Raw genomic sequence first — 19,356 nt, 5'->3', positions numbered from 1 at the left:
GTACTGCTATTTTTATTATGATAATTTGGCAATAATGCCTTCTTCATCGTCTAAAACTAGCTCAATTCCTGTTGAGAAAGGGTCACCATGTAGAACGTCTTTAATCCAAACACGTAATGCGCCAATCATGGCTGCCGTATTGAGCATCTCAATTTGACCGTTTACTTCAACCTCAGCACCGAAGCCTGTATCATCATCGTATGTTAATTCAACTAGCACATCTTCTGGGCGGATGTTTTTATAATATGCCTGAGATAAACAAATCGCATTAATAATATCTTGCTCATTAATTATTTGTGCCATTGTGCTTCCTCTTTACGCTTTTTATCTTTAAACATATTCACAATTTTTATGACAAGCATCACAATAACGACAATTGCCGCTACGTTAATTAATAAACCTAAAATATTTCCGAGTAACCCCATACCACTAAATAGACTACCGAATAATAAACCAGCAAGTCCCCCAAGCATTAAGCCTTTCATCAGACCTCCTGAGAAAAAGCCACCTTTTTTAGTAGTATCCACTTTATTAGTAGATGTTGAATTAGATTTATTTGTTGTTGCATTGTTTTGATCTTTAGAAGTATCCTGTGATTTCTGGATATTCGAGCTATTATTATTGTTAGAGAAGCCTTTTTTACCTGATTTATAGGATTTAGCTTCTGCCGTTGGTGTATCTGAAATGAATAATGTTGCACCAACCGTTGAAAATATCAGTGTCGCTGCAAAAAGAGCGGCAAGAATTTTTTTCATTACTTACATTCCTCCAATATAATTTTGAGTTTGGTCATAAACTATTTCTTATATAGTAATATTACATGAACTTTATTAAAAAATAAAACAAACGCTTCAGATAATTGGGCTCTATCAAAAAAATTGAACAAGTAGTGACAGATACAATGATTGTAAAAATGAAGTAATAGGAAGGGGTGAAGTGATGCTACTAACATTCATAATATTAATTTCAATATTTTTCCTGTTGTACCTAACAGAAAAAAGGCGCTTTCTCAATGTGGTAGCTCTTGGTTTGATAGGTGTATATGTTATTCGATTACTTATGATCCATTATCCGTTATTGCTGCCAAATGATCAGGGGATTATTTCAGAAATGGGGATATTTATTATATTAGCAAGCTTTCCTAGCATTATGTTTATTTTATCAATCGCCATGTTTTTCAATAGTAAAGTATTATTGGAAAAGGAAGGACGTAAAGTACGTAATTTAATGTTAGCCATTCTGGGGCTAAGTTTTGTTATGATGATGATATGGTATGTTTTTATCATTTTTATTGAAATTGAAAATGTCCTTTGGCATATTCTTTTCTTCTATGCATTTTTGATTTTTGGCTATACAATGTTTTTATACACAAGTGTCCTAGCATATGCCATATTGTATCATTATACGCCGATACGCTATGAACCTAACTATATAATTGCTCTGGGCTCAGGGTTAATTGGTGATAGAGTGCCCCCTCTTTTAGCAAGTCGTTTAGATGAGGCGGTGAAGCAATATAAAAAGTATGGGGAAAGGCCTTTTATCATTGTGTCAGGTGGGCAAGGGAATGATGAAAGGATATCGGAAGCATTTGCTATGAAACAATACTTAATTAATATTCACCAAATTCCCCCTGACAAGATTCTAAAAGAGGATCAATCCTCTAATACAGAACAAAATATGTCCTTTTCGAAAAAGGTAATGGACCATCATGCACAAGGTGAAAAATATCGCTCTATTTTTGTTACGAATAATTTTCATGTGTTTCGTGCAAGTATTTATGCGAAAAAGGCAAAATTAGATGCGGAAGGAATTGGTTCTAAGACAGCCTTTTACTATGTTCCAAACGCATTCACAAGAGAATTTATTGGCTTATTAGAAATGTATAAATGGGCACACATTACAGTCTTTTTAATCATCACCCTATTCGTAGGCTTGCTATTGAGAGCGTATGTGTAACCAAAATTCAACTGTCTTCCATATAATAGTGGTAAGGCAGTTTTTTAGCTTGATTCAGCAATTTTTATTCTGATTGTGAAGCGGTAGTTGTGAAGGTGAGCTTTTCGAGCAAGTTCGAAAAAATTTGGACGTAATTGATAGAGCGTGCAAGGGAGGAAAATAATGTACGAGCAAATGGTAGTTAAGCGAAACAAAGAACGAATTGATTCTCTACAAAATCTGATACAAACAGAAAATTCATGGTTTGCTCAAAATATAAAATTACTTACATTCGCTGAAGTTAACCTAGCAGCCTTGCAAAAAATATTGTATCAAATAGTGAGGAGGCTATTAAAAGAACAGCAGCAACGCCATTTACAAATTGTCCAATCAGAACAATACCAATCAGTGCAGGAGAATGTATTAACATTGTTAGCGGAGTATGACGATGTGTTGCGTGAGGCCATACCACAGTCAATCTATATACTTGTTTGGCAAATTTCCTCGCTAGAAAAGCTAGCAAATCGTATAGAAGTAGTGGATGATGTGCTTGATATTATAGAATGGTACTTCCACAACCAAAATAATGAACAAGTTGCTATTTCAGAGGAAGAGGATTTGGATCATGAGGTCATGATTGATCTATATAAAGAGGCGGTTGAAGAACAGGACGCGGATGCACAGTATCAACTAGGTGAATATTACAATGCTAGGGAAGGTAATCATTTTCAGATCGAAAAATCATTGAAATGGTTTGAGTTAGCTGCGACTCAAGGGAATGCCGATGCACAATATATGTTAGGTAATTTTTACTTTGAAGGAATTGGAGTAGAAGAAAGTCATTCGATGGCCTTTTTATACTATGAAAAGGCGTCAATGCAGGGACATGCGGATGCTGCCAATAATTTAGCGGATATGTACTTTAATGGTGAAGGAGTAACGAAGGATTATACATTAGCAAAAAAATGGTTTGACTATGCTGCTAAAAAGAATGTACCAGAGGCCATGTTTACGCTAGGGATTATATATGAGCAGGGGTTAGGCGTGACTGTAGATATGGAGGCAGCATTCAATGCCTATAAACAATCTGCAGAGGCCGGTTATGTAGAAGCACAATATCTTCTTGGTGGAATTTATTTAGAGGGACGCCTAGGCCAAACGAAGGAGGTAAACCGCGCACTATTTTGGTATGAACGAGCTGCAGAACAATATCATGTAGATGCTTTTTATGATTTGGGGTATATATGGAGTAATGGGCTTGCAGGTATACGAAATATTGAAAAAGGCATTCATTGGTTTAAACAGGCTGCCCTTCAAGGGGATGCAGAGGCCAAGTTACAGCTAGGGCATATGTACAATAAAGGTGAAGGGATAGCTAGAAATCTGAAAGAGGCCATCAAGTGGTATGGACTTGCAGCAGATGCAGGCATTAAAGAAGCTTCGGAAATATTACAGGAACTTAAAAGTTTGTAAATTTTGTGTTAAAAAATATAGTGTCTTTGAATTATTTATACATCTGATTAACATGAAACTTTTGGTATATGAATAAACCTTTTAGTAAGTATATAGTTTTAGTTGTTATAAGGGTAAAAATTATTAATATAGTGAAATTTATAGGGTGCCAGAAGAAATTTTAAAAAAATAAGCATAATAATCAAGAAATCGGGTAAAAAAAGCTACCAATTAATAGTGTGGTAGCTTTTTAATTGTTTTTTAAAGTGAATTTACTGTAGGGACTTTTTATACATTTTATGTAAAATATTGGGTGGTTAAAAATTGACAGCAAATTATAAAATGATTAAGGTATATGAGTGATTTTGAAAAGGTACATATGCAAAAAATCTACTGTTTGTCATTCATAGTGTTTGAAAGGGAAGTTTTTTTCAATAAACTTGGAAAAATGTATATGGTTATGCCAAGACGTTATGGATAGGTATTTTTTCATTAATCTATCAATATGTTAAAAGGTATTTGATGTTTCTCGGCCTGCTGAAAGTAAACAGAATGAAAGAGGGAAGATGTGTGATTTTTCAAAAACAGAGAAAGACGAAGGTATTGGATCTACAGCAATACACAGTGAAAATGGATTTGTCTAATCGCCAATCAATGGCGAAGCAAATTGAAATGCTGAACTTAACGGAGCAAGACTTACAATATTTAAAGGCTTTCCAGCCATATGTTATGGACAATGTAGATCACATCGTAAACCGCTTTTATAACATGATAGGAACAGAGCATCATTTGGTAGATATTATTAGTCAACATAGTTCTGTAGAAAAGCTTAAAGTAACGTTACGGAAGCATATTATCGAAATGTTTAATGGAATAATTGATGAGGAGTTCTATCTAAGGCGTGTAAAAATTGCGAAGGTACATGTCCACATTGGACTAAGAACACAATGGTATATTTGCGCATTCCAAGATTTATCTATTTCATTTATTGATTTAGTTGAAAAAAATATAGAGTATCCTTATGATCAGTTCAATACAATAAGAGCTATATCGAAAATTTGTAACTTTGAGCAACAGCTCGTCTTAGAAGCTTTTGAAAATACTGTTGAAGAAATGAAAGAAAGCATGGAGCATGAGAGAGTCGCAATTGAACAACAAATTGTACGTTCTTCTGAAGAGCTTGCCACAATCTCTCAGGAAACCAATCATTCTTTTTGCTGTCTCAGCAAGCAGTCTGATGAGATTAAAAAATTGGCCAAAAAATCGCTTGATGTATCGACTTTAGCTGAAAATGAAGCACTTGCAGGACGGGAACGTTTAAAAAATCAATCACAAAATATGCATAATATTATTCATTCACTTCATGATATTGAAGAAAATATAGAACAATTATCAGGTATGTCTAGAGAAATGGAGACAATCATGAGTGTTGTTACTACTATTGCGAATCAAACTAATCTGTTAGCTTTGAATGCAGCTATTGAAGCGGCTCGAGCTGGAGAGGCTGGAAAAGGATTTAGTGTAGTAGCAGACGAAGTTCGAAAGTTATCTATTCAAACAAAAGAATCGGTAACAGCGGTTGCTTTGTTATTGAAAAAAACAAGCGAACGGACTGAGAAATTAGAGTATTCTTTGACGAATATTCAAGGAGAAGTAGCGTCTGGTGAGGAAAATATGTTGCAAACAGAAGGCCAGTTTACGAGTATACTAGATGCCATGACTGAAGCAAAAGAACAAAATGATTGCATGGCAACAAAAATACAAGCAATCGTAGGTATATTAGGTGAGTTAGGGACATCATTTACAGAAGTAACGAATTCGGCAGAAAAATTAGCGACCTTTGCGCAAAATTTAAAAGTATAGACGGTTAGTATTTACTACAATGTATTAGGCGTAATTAACACTATAGTACCTATTAATATATATGTTGGCTAGAGCTATCTCCTAAAGGGATAGCTCTATTTTTGCTAAATTTGTAAAGGGTTGAATGCAATTTTCAATGAAAATAGGTTTATACTGTAGAAAGAACTAATAATAGGGGCGGTTTATATGAAAACAGTTGTTGTATTAGGTGGCGGAATTACAGGATTATGCACAATGCATTACTTACAACGTCAAGTGAAGGAGAATAATCTAGATGTTCGTCTAGTACTTGTAGAGAAAAATACATATCTAGGTGGTAAGTTACATTCGGCGTATGAAGAAGGATTTATTATGGAAACAGGTGCTGATTCTATTGTCGCTCGCCATAAAGGTGTTATGGAGCTAGTGCAGGAGCTTGATTTTGAAGATAATCTAGTTTATAACGAAACCGGCATTTCTTATATTTACACAAATAATGAACTACATGCTATTCCAGCTGATTCTACATTTGGTATTCCAATGAGCTTGGCATCCTTAGAGGAAAGCACATTAATATCAGAGCAAGGAAAGCAGGAAGCATTAAAGGATTTGACATTACCAAACAAAGGCTTTACAAAGGAAAGTTCAATTGGCGAGTTCTTAACCTACTATTTAGGAGAGGAACTAGTAAAAAACCAAATTGCACCAGTTCTAGCAGGTGTGTATTCAGGTGATTTACATCAGCTTTCAATTGCTTCTACTTTACCGTATTTAATTGATTATAAGAATGATTATGGAAGTATCATTAAAGGTTTTGATGCGAACCGTGAGCAATTTGTTAAAGCTGCCAATAAAAAATTTATATCATTTAAAAATGGTTTAACTTCTTTAATCGATCGACTTGAGCAAACATTAACCAATGTTGAAATTATCAAGGGTGTCGCTACTTTACATGTTCAAAAACAGGAAGACCGCTATACAATTTCATTAGTAAATGGTGAAAATATCGGAGCAGATTATGTTGTGCTTGCACTACCGAATGAAGCTGTTCAAAGCCTCATGAAGGACGAATCATTAAACCGTTATTTTAATCAATTTACTACTGCGTCAGCCATTACCATATACTTAGGCTTCGATGTACCAGACGCGAAATTGCCAGCAGATGGAACGGGCTATATTGTCTCTCATAATTCTAACGTTACTTGTAATGCAGCAACTTGGACAAGTCGTAAATGGAAGCATACATCGAGAGACAATAAATTACTTGTACGACTCTTCTATAAGAGTATTAACCCAGCGTATGAACAACTACGTGCCATGACTGATGAAGAATTGGCAACCGTTGCTTTAGAGGATGTTCGAAAGAGCTTGGGAATAGAAGAGGATCCAACCGTAGTAAATGTAACAAAATGGATTGATCAAATGCCTAAATACGACTTAGCTCACAGAGAAGCGTTACAAGGGTTGCTTCAGGAACTGAACAAAAACTATCCAAATTTAGCTATAGCAGGCTGTTCATATTTTGGTGTAGGTATCGGAGCTTGCATTCAAAATGGGAAAAAAATTGGTGAGGAGCTTGCAGAGGAACTATCCAGTTTCTAAGATTTTAAGTTAAAAATTACTTTGTTACGTGAAATACTCTTGACTCATTCGTCAGTAAACGATATGATTCTTTTAATTATTTAAAAAATTCATACTTAATTCTTATCAAGAGAAGCAGAGGGACTGGCCCATTGAAGCTTCAGCAACCAACTTATTGTCAGGTGCTAAATCCAGAAGACCGTTGAGTCGAAGATGAGAAGGAACAACAATGCTGAATCGTTAAAGCCTTCTTTTTTATGAAAGAAGGCTTTTTATTATACAGAGACATAGGAAGAGAGGCTAGTTTTATGGGATTGCTTGAGAAGTTAAACACGCATGTATTGACGGCGGATGGTGCAATAGGCACAGTTCTTTATGGCTATGGATTGGAATATTGCCATGAGGAAATGAATGTGCAGAGACCAGAGTTAATTGAAAAGATTCATAGAGAATATATTGCGGCTGGTGCTGACATCATTCAAACGAATACGTACGGTGCAAATGCCATCAAATTAGCTCGCTATGGATTAGAATCACGCGTTCAACAATTTAATGAAGCAGCTATTACAATTGCTAAGCGAGCAGCTGCAGATGGAGGTCAATTTGTTTTAGGGACAATAGGAGGTATTCGTGGTATCCGAAAAAGTGATGCAACACTAGAGGAAATATTAGCGACTGTAGAGGAACAAGCAAGTGTTTTACTTGCAGGAAATCCAGATGGCCTCTTACTTGAAACCTATTATGATTTTGAAGAATTAACTGCAACATTAAAAATGTTACGTGCAAAAACAATGTTACCACTTATTGCACAAGTATCTATGCATGAGCCTGGTGTTTTACAAAATGGAATGTCTTTAAATAATGCTTTGCATGAGCTAGAAACACTTGGTGCAGATATCGTTGGTGTCAATTGCCGGCTAGGCCCACATCATACAATACAAGCATTTGAAGGCGTAGAACTTCCTGAAAAGGCATTTATGTCAGCTTATCCGAACGCTTCACTTCTTGACTTAGAAGATGGGCGTGTCGTTTATGAATCGGAGGCTGATTATTTTGGTCGAGCAGCAGTAGAACTACGTGATCAAGGGGTACGCTTGATTGGGGGCTGCTGTGGTACGACACCAAAGCATATAGCGGCAGCAAAAAAATATTTAGAGGAGTTATCACCCGTTCATGAAAAGCATGCGAAACCTGAAAAGATTGAGGTCGTTCGAGAAGCAGAGCCTCCTAAGTATGAGCCTCTTCATGAAAAAGTAAAACGTGAACGATCTGTCATTGTAGAGCTGGATACACCTAGACATTTAGAAATTGATGGATTCCTTGAAGGAGCAAAACAATTGTATGATGCTGGCGCAGATGTAGTCATGATGGCAGACAATTCTCTAGCCTCTCCTCGTATTAGCAATATTGCAATGGGAGCATTGTTGAAGAATACACATGGCGTACGTCCTCTAACACATATTACATGTCGAGATCGTAATTTAATCGGTCTGCAATCACATTTAATGGGATTAAATGCTTTAGGAATTCACGATGTCTTAGCTGTTACGGGTGATCCAACAAAAGTTGGGGACTTCCCAGGTGCGACAAGCGTTTATGATGTCTCCTCGATGGAGCTAATCCAATTAATTAAGCAGTTAAATGAAGGGGTCTCTTTCTCTGGTAAACCCCTTCGAAAAAAAGCAAATTTTTCAGTGGCTGCTGCATTTAATCCAAACGTTCGTGTGTTAGACCGTGCTGTGGCACGTTTAGAAAAGAAAATCGAACATGGTGCAGATTATTTTATTTCACAGCCAGTGTATACGAAGGAAAAAATTGTGGAAATTTACGAGGCAACAAAGCATCTACAAGCACCGATATATATTGGGATTATGCCCGTTACGAGTTATAAAAGTGCAGAGTTTTTACACCACGAGGTGCCTGGCATCAAATTATCAGAAGATGCCTTAGCAAGAATGAAGGCTTGTGGTGAAGATAAAGAACGTGCAACAGCTGAGGGTATTGCCATTGCAAGGGAATTAGTAGAGGTGGCTGCGCAATATTTTAATGGTATTTACCTTATTACACCTTTTTTACGCTATGATGTGACACTAGAGTTGATGAAATATATTGAGCAATTGGATGAACAAAAAAAAGGAGTAAGTATACATGGCTAAGCACTTGATTGAAGAGCAATTAGAGAAACGTATTTTAATTCTTGATGGCGCAATGGGAACAATGCTACAAAATGAAAACTTATCGGCAGATGATTTTGGTGGAGAGGAGCTCGATGGGTGTAATGAAAATCTTGTGCTTACTAGACCTGATGTTATAGAGAAAATTCATCTTAAATATTTAGAGGCTGGCGCAGATATCATTTGTACGAATACATTTGGTGGAACTCCTCTTGTGTTAAATGAATACGATCTGGGTGCAAAAGCGGAAGAGATTAATAAACGTGCAGTTGAAATTGCTCGCCAAGCGGTGGATAAATTTACAACATCGGATTGGCCGCGATTTGTAGCTGGAGCTATGGGACCAACAACAAAAACATTATCCGTAACTGGCGGTATTACATTTGATGAGCTCGAGGAAAATTTCTTTATCCAAGCGAAGGCCTTAATTGAGGCAGGAGCAGATGTGCTGTTATTGGAAACAAGTCAGGATATGCTGAATGTTAAAGCCGGCACATTAGGGGTAACACGTGCTTTCGCGGCAACTGGCAAGGAACTTCCCGTTATGATTTCGGGAACAATTGAACCGATGGGTACGACACTCGCAGGACAAACGATTGATGCCTTTTATATATCTATTGAGCATATTAAACCATTATCAGTTGGCTTAAACTGTGCGACAGGACCAGAGTTTATGACGGATCATATTCGTTCATTAGCAGAGCTTTCAACAGGCTATATAAGTTGTTATCCAAATGCTGGCTTACCTGATGAAGAAGGCTGTTACCATGAATCGCCAGAATCTTTATCGCAAAAATTAAAAGGCTTTGCAGAAAAGGGTTGGCTTAATATTGTAGGTGGTTGCTGTGGAACAACTCCAGCACATATTGCAGCTATTCGTGAAGTTTTAAAAGGTGAAAAACCACGACAATTACCAGAAAAAACGCATGGTCATGCGGTATCTGGTATCGAACCATTATTGTATGACGATTCCATGCGTCCATTATTTATTGGAGAAAGAACGAATGTTATCGGCTCCCGAAAATTTAAAAATTTAATCATTGATGGAAAGTTTGAGGAAGCAGCAGAGATTGCACGTGCGCAAGTTAAAAATGGTGCCCATGTTATTGATATTTGTTTAGCAAACCCAGATCGTGATGAATTAGAAGATATGCGTGGCTTTATGCAGGAGGTGGTGAAAAAAGTGAAGGTTCCTCTTGTGATTGACTCAACAGATGAAAAAGTCATCGAGGAGGCGCTAAAATTTTCGCAAGGGAAAGCCATTATTAACTCTATTAATCTGGAAGATGGCGAGGAGCGATTTGATGCCGTATTACCACTTGTGAAAAAATACGGTGCGTCATTAGTTGTTGGTACAATTGATGAAAAAGGTATGGCGGTTGATCGTCATCGTAAGCTTGAAATTGCTGAACGTTCCTATCAACTTTTAACTGAAAAATGGGGTATTGCACCAGAAGATATTATTTTTGACCCATTGATGTTCCCAGTAGGAACTGGAGATGAGCAGTATATTGGATCTGCTCTCGAAACCATTGAAGGGATTCGACTAATCAAAGAAAAAATGCCGCAAACATTAACAGTTCTAGGTGTAAGTAATATCTCGTTTGGCTTACCGCCAGTGGGCCGAGAAGTACTGAATGCTGTGTATCTCTATCATTGTACAATTGCTGGTTTGGATTACGCTATTGTTAATACAGAGAAGCTAGAGCGATATGCTTCCATTCCTGAAGAGGAAATAAAGCTAGCTAATGACTTGCTGTTTAATACAAATGATGAAACCTTAGCCGTATTCACAGACTTCTATCGTGACAAAAAGAAGGAAAAAACGGAAGCCGATATACCAAAAACGGTTGAGGGTCGTTTAGCTTACTATATTCTAGAGGGTACGAAGGAAGGACTAATAGAGGATTTAGATGCAGCCCGTGAAATCTTTGAGACACCTCTTGATATCATTAATGGTCCTTTAATGGAAGGTATGGCTGAGGTAGGTCGATTATTTAATGATAATCAACTCATTGTAGCAGAGGTTTTACAATCAGCGGGTGTGATGAAGGCTGCCGTTGCCCATTTAGAGCAATTCATGGAGAAGAATGAAGAGAGTGCTGGGAAAGGGAAAATGGTACTTGCTACCGTCAAAGGAGATGTGCACGATATTGGGAAGAACCTTGTGGATATTATATTAAGTAATAATGGCTATAAGGTTGTAGATCTAGGCATTAAAGTAACCCCTGCCCAATTAATTGAAGCCATTCGCAAGGAAAAACCAGACTTTATCGGATTATCGGGTTTGCTAGTAAAATCAGCGCAACAGATGGTCATTACTGCTCAAGATTTCAAAGAGGCAGGTATTGATGTACCTATTTTAGTGGGTGGAGCGGCACTTTCTCGACGCTTTACTGAAACAAAAATAGCAGATGAATATGATGGTCCTGTAATTTATTCAAAAGATGCAATGCAAGGCCTAGAGCAGGCCAATCTTTTAATGGGAGAGGGGACACGTGCCAATTTCTTAGCTGAAATCGCAGAATCTCGCCAAAAACGTTTAGAGGCAGATGAAAAACGAGCTGCTCGTCCTGTAAAAGAGGTAACGATAAAACCTGCACGAACAGTCAAAGAAGCAGCTGTATATTTACCAGCAGATTTACGTCGCCATGTAAAAAAAGAATATGCTGTATCACATTTATATCCATATGTTAATATGCGGACATTGCTAGGACATCATTTAGGCTTGAAAGGGCAAGTTCATCAACTGCTTGAAGCGGGAGATTCTAGAGCTACAGAGCTAAAAGAATTAGTAGATGATTATTTGAAAAGTGATTTATTAAAGCCTTCAGGTTTGTATCAATTTTTCCCTGCCCAAGCGGATGGGGATGATGTCGTTGTTTATGATCCTGCTGATAGTAAAACAGAAATTGAACGTTTTACTTTCCCGCGCCAGCAGGTAGAACCATTTTTATGTCTTGCTGACTTCTTAAAAACAGTAGAAAGCGGTGAAATGGACTATATTGCACTCATGGTAGTAACTGCAGGAAAAGGAGTGATGGCTACAGCACGCCAGTTAAAAGAGGACGGTAAATTCCTCGAAAGCCATGCACTACAATCGACTGCACTAGAATTAGCAGAGGGCTTTGCTGAACGTATGCATCAAGAAATTCGTGACCAATGGGGCTTCCCTGACGCGACAGATTTCACGATGAGAGATCGGTTTGCAGCAAAATATCAAGGGCAACGTTTTTCATTCGGTTACCCTGCCTGCCCTAATTTGGAAGATCAAGAGAAGCTGTTTGGCTTATTAAAGCCTGAAGATATTGGTGTTCATTTAACTGAAGGATTTATGATGGAGCCGGAAGCATCTGTATCTGCGATTGTTTTTGCTCATCCTGATGCTCGCTATTTTAATGTTTAAGGGTGTAATATAATAACATTCTGCTGATGATTATTTTTAAACATTGAATGTGTGACCAATTTCGTTAAGGAAGTGAGCAACATGATTCGATTCATGGAAGAACAAGATATACCTGAAGTTTTGGACATCTATAATGATATTATTTTAACAAGCAAGGCAGTCTATCGATATGAAATACAATCTTTGGATGAAAAAATGCAGTGGTTTAAGGAGCAGCAGGCACTAGGAAATCCTTTGCTTGTTTTCGAGGAAAATGGGATGATCGCTGGCTTTGCTACCTACAGTCAATTCCGTCCATATCCCGGTTACCAATATACAATGGAGCACTCTGTTTACGTGCATAAAGAGCATTATCAAAAAGGGATTGCCACAAAGCTTATGCACAGGCTCATAGCATTTGCACAAGAGAATGGTGTGAAAACGCTTGTAGCAGGTATAGATGGTGAAAATATTGGTAGTATAAAGGCACATGAAAAATTAGGCTTTGAATATGCAGGAACAATCAGAAATGCAGGTTATAAGTTTGAACAATGGCTAGACCTTGTGTTTTATCAACTCCATTTGGTTGGACCAAAATGATAAAGGGTATGACAAATGTCATATCCTTTTTATGATGATTGCATCTGTTCTCACTTGTACTCTTATTTTATGATGAGGTCATAAGGAAAAGGAAACGAGGGAGTAAAAGATGGCAACAATTAAAGAAAAAACGAAAAAGTTACGCCAAGATGTAGCGCCATTTGCTAAATCAGATACGCGTAAAAGTGTTTTTCAAATGATAAATACAATTGTACCGTTAATTGCATTGTGGGTAGCAGGTTACTTGTTAGTGGATGTTTCACCTTGGCTAACTGTCGGTTTAAGTGTCATTTCAGCTGGGTTCGTCGTAAGAACTTTTATTATCTTTCACGATTGCACACATGGTTCATTTTTCAAAAGTAAAAAGGCAAACGACTGGGTTGGATTTTTTACGGGAGTACTAACATCATTCCCATATGAAAAGTGGAAACGTGAACATACAATTCACCATGCAACAAGCTCGAATCTAGACAAGCGTGGTATTGGTGATATTGATATGATGACAGTGGAGGAATATTTACAAGCTTCAAAAGGTCAACGATTATGGTATCGTTTTTATCGAAACCCATTTGTTATGTTTGGGTTAGGGCCTTTATATATGGTACTTGTCTTAAATCGCTTTAATCGTAAGGATGCAAAGAAAAAGGAACGTTTCAACACGGTGTTAACGAATATTGTCATTGTCGGATTGTGTGCCTCTTTAATTTTCTTTATGGGCTGGCAAGCATTTCTATTAGTCCAAGGTGTTACATTATTTATTGCCGGATCATTAGGAATTTGGTTATTTTATATCCAGCACACATATGAAGATTCTTACTTTGAACATAACTCAGAGTGGGATTATGTGAAAGCCGCAGTTGAGGGTAGCTCGTATTATAAATTACCGAAAATTTTACAATGGGTTACAGGGAATATCGGATTCCATCATGTCCATCACTTAGCCCCTCGTGTACCTAACTATAATCTTGAAAAAGCACATAATGAAACACCGCCATTACATATGGCGACAACGATTACTTTAGCTACAAGCTTAGAATCATTACGTTACAAGCTATATGATGAAGATCAAGGTAAATTTGTTACGTTTAAAGAAGTAAATGAAATTATAAAACGCAAAGAAAGAGGCAGCATTGCCGCTTAGTTGATAACAGCCATCTCTGCAAGGGAGATGGCTGTTTTATGTAAAGGGAAGAGTCTTATCCAAAGCACAGGCATAAAATTAATTTTCTTGTTATAATAAGGGAAAAGTAGGAAAGAGCGTGAGATTATGTTGAGGAAATGGCATAGTATTATTCCGAATAGTCCAATGCTCAGCGTATATTTATGGATTATTTTTTGTTTCCTACCGTTTTTCTTTATTTTTAGAAAATCATCATACATTGAAATATCAATAGGTATTACATTTTTAATGCTCTATTTTATTTTCTATCGATTTTCCATGAATTCGAAAAGCGGCTTAGTTTATATGTGGATTAGCTTCGAGATGGTCATTAATATAGTCATGACCATTCTATATGGTTATGTATATCTATCTATTTTCACAGCCTTTTTTATTGGTAACATAAGAAGACCGGTCGGCTTTTATATTATGTATGGTCTACATATAGGGTTTACAGTTATTTCTACAGGAGCAGGCTTTTTTGTTGAGCTCCACTTATTTTTATCACAGCTACCCTTTGTAGTGTTGACCATTTTAGCTGTTGTCTTATTGCCATTAACGATTTATTCCAAAAATAAGCGTGAAAACTTGGAAGGTCAATTAGAGACTGCGAATGAACGTATTGCTGAGTTAATTGTTTTTGAAGAACGTCAACGGATAGCTCGTGATTTACATGATACGCTGGGTCAAAAATTGTCTATGATTGGTTTAAAAAGTGATCTTGCCTCTAGGCTGATAGAACGTGACCCACAGCAAGCTTTAGTTGAGATTAAGGATATACGCCAGACGGCTAGTATCGCCTTAAAAGAGGTACGTGAATTGGTTTCGGACATGCGCACGGCGAAATTTGAAGATGAGCTCATGCGTATTTCCCAAATATTAAAGGCGGCAGAAATGGAGTTTATCTTTGAGGGCGATAAAAATGCATTGCAAGTTCCACCGCTTGTAGAAAACGTTTTATCTATGTGCTTAAAAGAGGCAGTCAATAATGTTGTCAAACATAGTGGAGCAACCAAATGCGAAATTGCTTTTCATCAAAACTTTAAGGAAGTTTACTTAGTAGTCCGAGATAATGGACAAGGAATAACGAAAAAACAAGCATGGAAAACTGGTAATGGATTAAATGGGATGCGGGAACGCTTAGAGTTTATTAATGGGTCCTTTAAAATTGAAAGTGTTGAAGGTACTACATTAACGGTTACGATTCCAGTGACGATTACACATCAAAATGTCAAAGAAAATTTGAAGAACATATAGAAAAGAGGCATGTGACATGATACGAATTGTAATTGCTGAAGATCAGGGGATGCTATTAGGCGCTCTTCGCTCTTTACTTAGTATGGAGGAGGATATGGAGGTCGTTGGCTTAGCAAAAAATGGTGAGGAAGCATTGATGCTTGTGGAAGAGCATCAGCCTGATATTTGTATTATGGATATTGAAATGCCAGTTAAAACTGGACTAGACGCAGCAGAAGAAATGCATAGCACTGGATCAAATTGTAAAGTCATTATTTTAACTACATTTGCAAGGCCAGGATACTTTGAGCGTGCTAGAAAGGCGGGCGTAAGGGGCTACTTATTAAAGGATAGTCCTATTGAGGAACTAGTTACTGCAATCCGTACCATCATGGACGGCAAACGCATTTATGCGCCAGAACTTGTTGATTTTGTCTATGAGGATGATAGTGAAAATCCTTTAACAGAACGGGAAAGCCAGGTACTGACACTTGTGGCGGAGGGCAAGACTACTAAGGAAATTGCCGCAGAGCTGTTTTTATCCGCTGGTACGGTTCGTAATTATATTTCAACGATTCTAGAAAAACTAAATGTCGGTAATCGTATTGAGGCTATTGCACGCTTTAAAGAAAAAGGATGGAACAAATAAAAAAGGAACCTTATCGCATGGTGCGGCAAGGTTCTTTTTCTATATTATTTTTTGCGTTTTGTTAAACGACCAAGAACGAATGCACCTGCTGCTACAGCAAGAACTGTATTCGTTTTTTTCGTAAACACTTGCTTTGTTACAAGGTTAAGGTTTTGAGGCCGTTCAGCTAAACGGCGCATAAAGTAGCCGTACCAATCTTCGCCGAATGGAACGTATACACAGAAGTTATAGCCTTCTTTTGCAAGCTCTTTTTGCATATCTGTACGGAAACCGTATAGCATTTGGAATTCAAATTTATCGAGCGGAATATTGTGATCCGCAACAAATCGTTTAACATGAGCAATGATATTATGATCATGTGTTGCAATAGATGTAAATTTACCATGAAGTAAATGGTATTCAATCAACTCAATAAAGTTTAAATCAATATCTAATTTATCTTGGTAAGCTACTTCTACTGGCTCTTTATAAGCTCCTTTTACAATGCGTAAACGGTAGTCTTTGAATTTTTCGATATCGTCTTTTGCACGGTAAAAGTAAGACTGGATTACTGTTCCAACATTATTAAATGTTTTTGATAATTCTTCTACCATATCAAAAGATGTTTGCAGACGTCCATAGTCTTCCATATCAAAGTTAACAAATATATCATAAGAAGCGGCTTTTTCTACAATTTCATACAGGTTGTCATAACAAAAATCAACATCAATATCTAAACCTAATTGGGATGGTTTTAATGAAATATGTGCATCAACACCATTCTCATGAATAGCTTCGATTACAGCAAGGATTTTTTCTTTTGCAGCAGTAGCTTCTTCTTTATTTGCAACAAATTCACCTAGGTTATCTACTGTACAAGAAATATGATGTGCATTTAGTTCTTTGATGCTTGCAATGGTTTCTTCAATATTTGTACCAGCTACTACACTTTGTGCTCCTAATTTTAGGCCATATTTCTTTGCAGCACTATTTAATAGTTGGTTTTCAGATAAATGGATGAAAAAATCGCGTAATAACATGGTCATTCTCCTAACTGCATTTTCTTCTTAGTATAACATAAATTATTTAAACTATATTACATTCAGCCTAACAATTATTTCATTTCAAGTAATTGCATTCGTTCATTAAATAACGCAGGATAGCTTAAAAAGCCAATCATGATGCTGGATAATGTAGCTGTTGTTAGTAGAGCGAAAATAATTAAAAGTTGAAATTGGACGGCTTGGATTGGATCTGCTCCGCCAATAATTTGACCGCTCATCATTCCTGGCAACTGTACTAAACCGATAGTTTTTTGGCTTTCAATAGTAGGAATCATACTAGCCTTAATAGCATTGATCAGCTGTCGATGTATGGCCTGCTTTGGTGACCCTCCTAATGATAAAATCAATTCCATTTGATCCTTATGACTAGTAATTTCAGAAGTGAATCGATTTAAAAATAAAATGGATAGCACCATTGAATTACCAATTAACATGCCACTAATAGGGATTATATATTGGGCAGTTGCCGGAACAATTTTAAAGCCAAGCAAAACGCCTTGTGTCACTATTTCGATCATCACTAGTGTAAGTGCTATTTTCCAGGTGATCCCCTTTATGCCTGCTCCTTTTTTTCGTGCATTTAACGTAGCGACTATAATCATTAAAGCTACCATGAGAAAAATATAGATATAGCTGTTGGCCTCGAAGATAAACTTTAAAATATAACCGACCGCAAGCAATTGAACGATAGAGCGAAATGTTGCGATAAGTGTATCTCTTTCAAGTCCTAATTTTAATGTTTTGGATAACAGAAGGGGGATACATACAAAAATCAAAGATAGTAATAAAGCTGTATAGGTCATTTGCTTACCCCCTGTACAAATTCTGCTACGCGTGGGTTTGTTGGGGCTTTGAGTAAAGCGCTTTTACCGGTTTCGATTAATTCTCCATCCATCATGACCCATGTGTAATGCCCAATTGTTAATGCTTGTTGTAAATTATGTGTAATCCAAATCATCGTAACATTGTATTTTTTATTTATTGTAGCGATCAGCTTTTCAATTTCCTGTACTGATTGACGATCCAGTGCAGATGTTATTTCATCTAATAACAAAATAGAGGACTGATTGATTAGTGTTCTTGCGATCGAGACCTTTTGACGTTGGCCTCCCGATAATTCGCTGGCTGATTGGTGGAGGAAGCTTTCATCTAAACCGACATCCTCTAAAAATTGGATGGCCTCCTGTTGTGATAGTTTTTGTCCTTGCAATGTTCGTGGGATTGCAAGATTTTCTAGTACAGTGCCCGTTATCATAGGAGCTGCCTGTAAAGCAATACCTACATGTCTTCTTAAGGTTGTAGGCTCATAGGTAGAGATGGGCTGATTATCAATTAGTATGTGTCCATTTGTTGGAGAAAGAAGGCCATTACATAATTTTAATAAAGTTGTTTTACCCGCCCCAGAGGGACCGACAAGGGTAGTAATTTGGCCTTTAGGAAAAGACCCAGTAATTGACTTTAATATCAATTTGTCATTTACTGAAAAGTGAACTTGTTGAAAATGAATGGCAGGCTCGTATAGCGTGTTCATCAATTAAACTCCTTTGCTATAGTCAGTAAAATAACTGTAGCATGAAATGACTGAAGTTGCAGTTTAAATAAAGAAAGTTGGGGAGATTAGGAAATGGGAATATTGTATTTTGATACAGTGACGTATGCACAAGGAGAAATGTATATTGTAGCTTCAGATATAGGTATTGTTTATATAGGAACGCCCAATGCTTCATTTGAAGAGGTTGAAGAGTGGGCAAAAAAACGATTTAAAGGATACAATTTTGAAGAGAACCGAGAAAAATTACAACCGTATAAAGAACAACTAATAGCTTTTTTTAACAAGGAACTAACTGAATTTGACCTACCCATTCATGTAAAAGGAACGCCTTTTCAATTAGCGGTTTGGGATGCTCTTAAAGAATTACCCTATGGAACAACGACATCGTATGGGAATATCGCACAGCGTATTGGTAATCCGAAAGCGGTGAGAGCTGTAGGCAGTGCAATTGGAGCAAATCCAATTCTAGCTATTATTCCGTGTCATCGTGTCATTGGCAAAAATGGTCAATTAACTGGTTTTCGCAGTGGCCTAGAGATGAAGCAGTTTTTACTTGATTTAGAGAAAGCTTAAGTGAATCGATAGTGGGAATGATCACTTGGATCGAGGTTAGGAGCGCTTTCGGCAAAGAAATGATCACTTTAACAGTGGTTAAGAGCACTTTCGGCAAAAGTATGATCACATCTCTCTACCTCGAGCAAAAAAAGAGATAACTTTCGATAGACAAATATATATAGAAATCTGCCCC

At 37.1% G+C, this 19,356-nt stretch carries 16 protein-coding genes and 1 riboswitch; of the genes, 11 read left to right on the top strand and 5 right to left on the bottom strand.

Annotated features, from left to right (window positions below; translation table 11 throughout):
• Positions 1 to 15 precede the first annotated feature (15 nt).
• Both MKY49_RS19980 and MKY49_RS19975 read right to left on the bottom strand, forming a co-directional pair.
• On the bottom strand, positions 16 to 303 hold the full coding sequence (locus MKY49_RS19980) for a DUF2653 family protein (RefSeq protein ID WP_274794628.1): 288 nt from the start codon (positions 301 to 303) through the stop codon (positions 16 to 18).
• Positions 291 to 755, bottom strand: a complete 465-nt coding sequence (locus MKY49_RS19975) for a hypothetical protein (protein ID WP_274794627.1) — start codon at positions 753 to 755, stop codon at positions 291 to 293. Before MKY49_RS19975 ends, MKY49_RS19980 begins: the two co-directional genes overlap by 13 nt.
• 184 nt (positions 756 to 939) lie before the next feature.
• Here MKY49_RS19975 and MKY49_RS19970 point away from each other — a divergent pair, with 184 nt between their 5' ends.
• From MKY49_RS19970 to MKY49_RS19925, 10 genes are all read left to right on the top strand, one after another.
• Complete coding sequence (locus tag MKY49_RS19970) at positions 940 to 1,956, top strand: YdcF family protein (protein WP_341387125.1); 1,017 nt, start codon at positions 940 to 942, stop codon at positions 1,954 to 1,956.
• 162 nt (positions 1,957 to 2,118) lie between these two features.
• Complete coding sequence (locus MKY49_RS19965; protein WP_341386967.1) at positions 2,119 to 3,408, top strand: SEL1-like repeat protein; 1,290 nt, start codon at positions 2,119 to 2,121, stop codon at positions 3,406 to 3,408.
• Positions 3,409 to 3,957: 549 nt separating this feature from the next.
• Positions 3,958 to 5,250 carry a globin-coupled sensor protein gene (locus MKY49_RS19960; protein WP_322611888.1) on the top strand — a complete coding sequence of 431 codons (1,293 nt, stop codon included), beginning with the start codon at positions 3,958 to 3,960 and terminating at the stop codon, positions 5,248 to 5,250.
• Between the two features lie 186 nt (positions 5,251 to 5,436).
• Positions 5,437 to 6,831, top strand: a complete 1,395-nt coding sequence (locus MKY49_RS19955; RefSeq protein ID WP_341386966.1) for a protoporphyrinogen oxidase — start codon at positions 5,437 to 5,439, stop codon at positions 6,829 to 6,831.
• Positions 6,832 to 6,930: 99 nt separating this feature from the next.
• Positions 6,931 to 7,030, top strand: a riboswitch (SAM riboswitch).
• A gap of 88 nt (positions 7,031 to 7,118) precedes the next feature.
• The gene (locus MKY49_RS19950) at positions 7,119 to 8,966 is read left to right on the top strand and encodes a bifunctional homocysteine S-methyltransferase/methylenetetrahydrofolate reductase (protein ID WP_341386965.1); all 1,848 of its coding nucleotides are present in this window, start codon (positions 7,119 to 7,121) and stop codon (positions 8,964 to 8,966) included.
• Positions 8,959 to 12,390 carry a methionine synthase gene (metH, locus tag MKY49_RS19945; RefSeq protein WP_274794621.1) on the top strand — a complete coding sequence of 1,144 codons (3,432 nt, stop codon included), beginning with the start codon at positions 8,959 to 8,961 and terminating at the stop codon, positions 12,388 to 12,390. The genes MKY49_RS19950 and metH overlap by 8 nt, the downstream gene beginning before the upstream one ends.
• A gap of 81 nt (positions 12,391 to 12,471) precedes the next feature.
• Positions 12,472 to 12,969, top strand: coding sequence for a GNAT family N-acetyltransferase (locus MKY49_RS19940; protein WP_341386964.1), 498 nt, complete (start codon positions 12,472 to 12,474; stop codon positions 12,967 to 12,969).
• Between the two features lie 109 nt (positions 12,970 to 13,078).
• The gene (locus MKY49_RS19935) at positions 13,079 to 14,110 is read left to right on the top strand and encodes a fatty acid desaturase (protein ID WP_274794619.1); all 1,032 of its coding nucleotides are present in this window, start codon (positions 13,079 to 13,081) and stop codon (positions 14,108 to 14,110) included.
• 126 nt (positions 14,111 to 14,236) lie between these two features.
• Positions 14,237 to 15,385 (top strand): sensor histidine kinase, encoded by a 1,149-nt coding sequence (locus MKY49_RS19930; RefSeq protein ID WP_429978485.1) that lies wholly within the window; start codon positions 14,237 to 14,239, stop codon positions 15,383 to 15,385.
• Positions 15,386 to 15,401: 16 nt separating this feature from the next.
• Positions 15,402 to 16,013 carry a response regulator transcription factor gene (locus MKY49_RS19925; RefSeq protein ID WP_274794618.1) on the top strand — a complete coding sequence of 204 codons (612 nt, stop codon included), beginning with the start codon at positions 15,402 to 15,404 and terminating at the stop codon, positions 16,011 to 16,013.
• Positions 16,014 to 16,057: 44 nt separating this feature from the next.
• Here the strand turns inward: MKY49_RS19925 and MKY49_RS19920 are convergent, their stop codons facing one another.
• The 3 genes from MKY49_RS19920 to MKY49_RS19910 form a co-directional block, all read right to left on the bottom strand.
• Positions 16,058 to 17,032: a proline dehydrogenase family protein gene (locus MKY49_RS19920; protein WP_274794617.1), complete on the bottom strand. Its 975-nt coding sequence runs from the start codon at positions 17,030 to 17,032 to the stop codon at positions 16,058 to 16,060.
• Between the two features lie 74 nt (positions 17,033 to 17,106).
• Entirely contained in the window at positions 17,107 to 17,859 is a 753-nt protein-coding gene (locus tag MKY49_RS19915) for an ABC transporter permease (protein WP_341386962.1), read from the bottom strand.
• Positions 17,856 to 18,587 (bottom strand): ABC transporter ATP-binding protein, encoded by a 732-nt coding sequence (locus tag MKY49_RS19910; RefSeq protein WP_322611883.1) that lies wholly within the window; start codon positions 18,585 to 18,587, stop codon positions 17,856 to 17,858. Before MKY49_RS19910 ends, MKY49_RS19915 begins: the two co-directional genes overlap by 4 nt.
• Before the next feature lie 93 nt (positions 18,588 to 18,680).
• Between MKY49_RS19910 and MKY49_RS19905 the strand changes: the two genes are divergently transcribed.
• Positions 18,681 to 19,181: a methylated-DNA--[protein]-cysteine S-methyltransferase gene (locus MKY49_RS19905; RefSeq protein WP_341386961.1), complete on the top strand. Its 501-nt coding sequence runs from the start codon at positions 18,681 to 18,683 to the stop codon at positions 19,179 to 19,181.
• The last annotated feature ends 175 nt before the right edge of the window (positions 19,182 to 19,356 follow it).

Source organism: Lysinibacillus sp. FSL M8-0134 (genome assembly GCF_038069745.1).
Classification (GTDB): Bacteria; Bacillota; Bacilli; order Bacillales_A; family Planococcaceae; genus Lysinibacillus; species Lysinibacillus irui.
This window is presented reverse-complemented; position numbering and strand designations above follow the sequence as displayed.

What these genes read in the sequence shown, in the direction of transcription:
- MKY49_RS19980 (WP_274794628.1), bottom strand. Translation starts at nt 303, where the DNA reads ATGGCACAAATAATTAATGAGCAAGATATTATTAATGCGATTTGTTTA.
- MKY49_RS19975 (WP_274794627.1), bottom strand. Translation starts at nt 755, where the DNA reads ATGAAAAAAATTCTTGCCGCTCTTTTTGCAGCGACACTGATATTTTCA.
- MKY49_RS19970 (WP_341387125.1), top strand. Translation starts at nt 940, where the DNA reads ATGCTACTAACATTCATAATATTAATTTCAATATTTTTCCTGTTGTAC.
- MKY49_RS19965 (WP_341386967.1), top strand. Translation starts at nt 2,119, where the DNA reads ATGTACGAGCAAATGGTAGTTAAGCGAAACAAAGAACGAATTGATTCT.
- MKY49_RS19955 (WP_341386966.1), top strand. Translation starts at nt 5,437, where the DNA reads ATGAAAACAGTTGTTGTATTAGGTGGCGGAATTACAGGATTATGCACA.
- MKY49_RS19950 (WP_341386965.1), top strand. Translation starts at nt 7,119, where the DNA reads ATGGGATTGCTTGAGAAGTTAAACACGCATGTATTGACGGCGGATGGT.
- metH (WP_274794621.1), top strand. Translation starts at nt 8,959, where the DNA reads ATGGCTAAGCACTTGATTGAAGAGCAATTAGAGAAACGTATTTTAATT.
- MKY49_RS19940 (WP_341386964.1), top strand. Translation starts at nt 12,472, where the DNA reads ATGATTCGATTCATGGAAGAACAAGATATACCTGAAGTTTTGGACATC.
- MKY49_RS19935 (WP_274794619.1), top strand. Translation starts at nt 13,079, where the DNA reads ATGGCAACAATTAAAGAAAAAACGAAAAAGTTACGCCAAGATGTAGCG.
- MKY49_RS19930 (WP_429978485.1), top strand. Translation starts at nt 14,237, where the DNA reads ATGTTGAGGAAATGGCATAGTATTATTCCGAATAGTCCAATGCTCAGC.
- MKY49_RS19925 (WP_274794618.1), top strand. Translation starts at nt 15,402, where the DNA reads ATGATACGAATTGTAATTGCTGAAGATCAGGGGATGCTATTAGGCGCT.
- MKY49_RS19920 (WP_274794617.1), bottom strand. Translation starts at nt 17,032, where the DNA reads ATGTTATTACGCGATTTTTTCATCCATTTATCTGAAAACCAACTATTA.
- MKY49_RS19915 (WP_341386962.1), bottom strand. Translation starts at nt 17,859, where the DNA reads ATGACCTATACAGCTTTATTACTATCTTTGATTTTTGTATGTATCCCC.
- MKY49_RS19910 (WP_322611883.1), bottom strand. Translation starts at nt 18,587, where the DNA reads ATGAACACGCTATACGAGCCTGCCATTCATTTTCAACAAGTTCACTTT.
- MKY49_RS19905 (WP_341386961.1), top strand. Translation starts at nt 18,681, where the DNA reads ATGGGAATATTGTATTTTGATACAGTGACGTATGCACAAGGAGAAATG.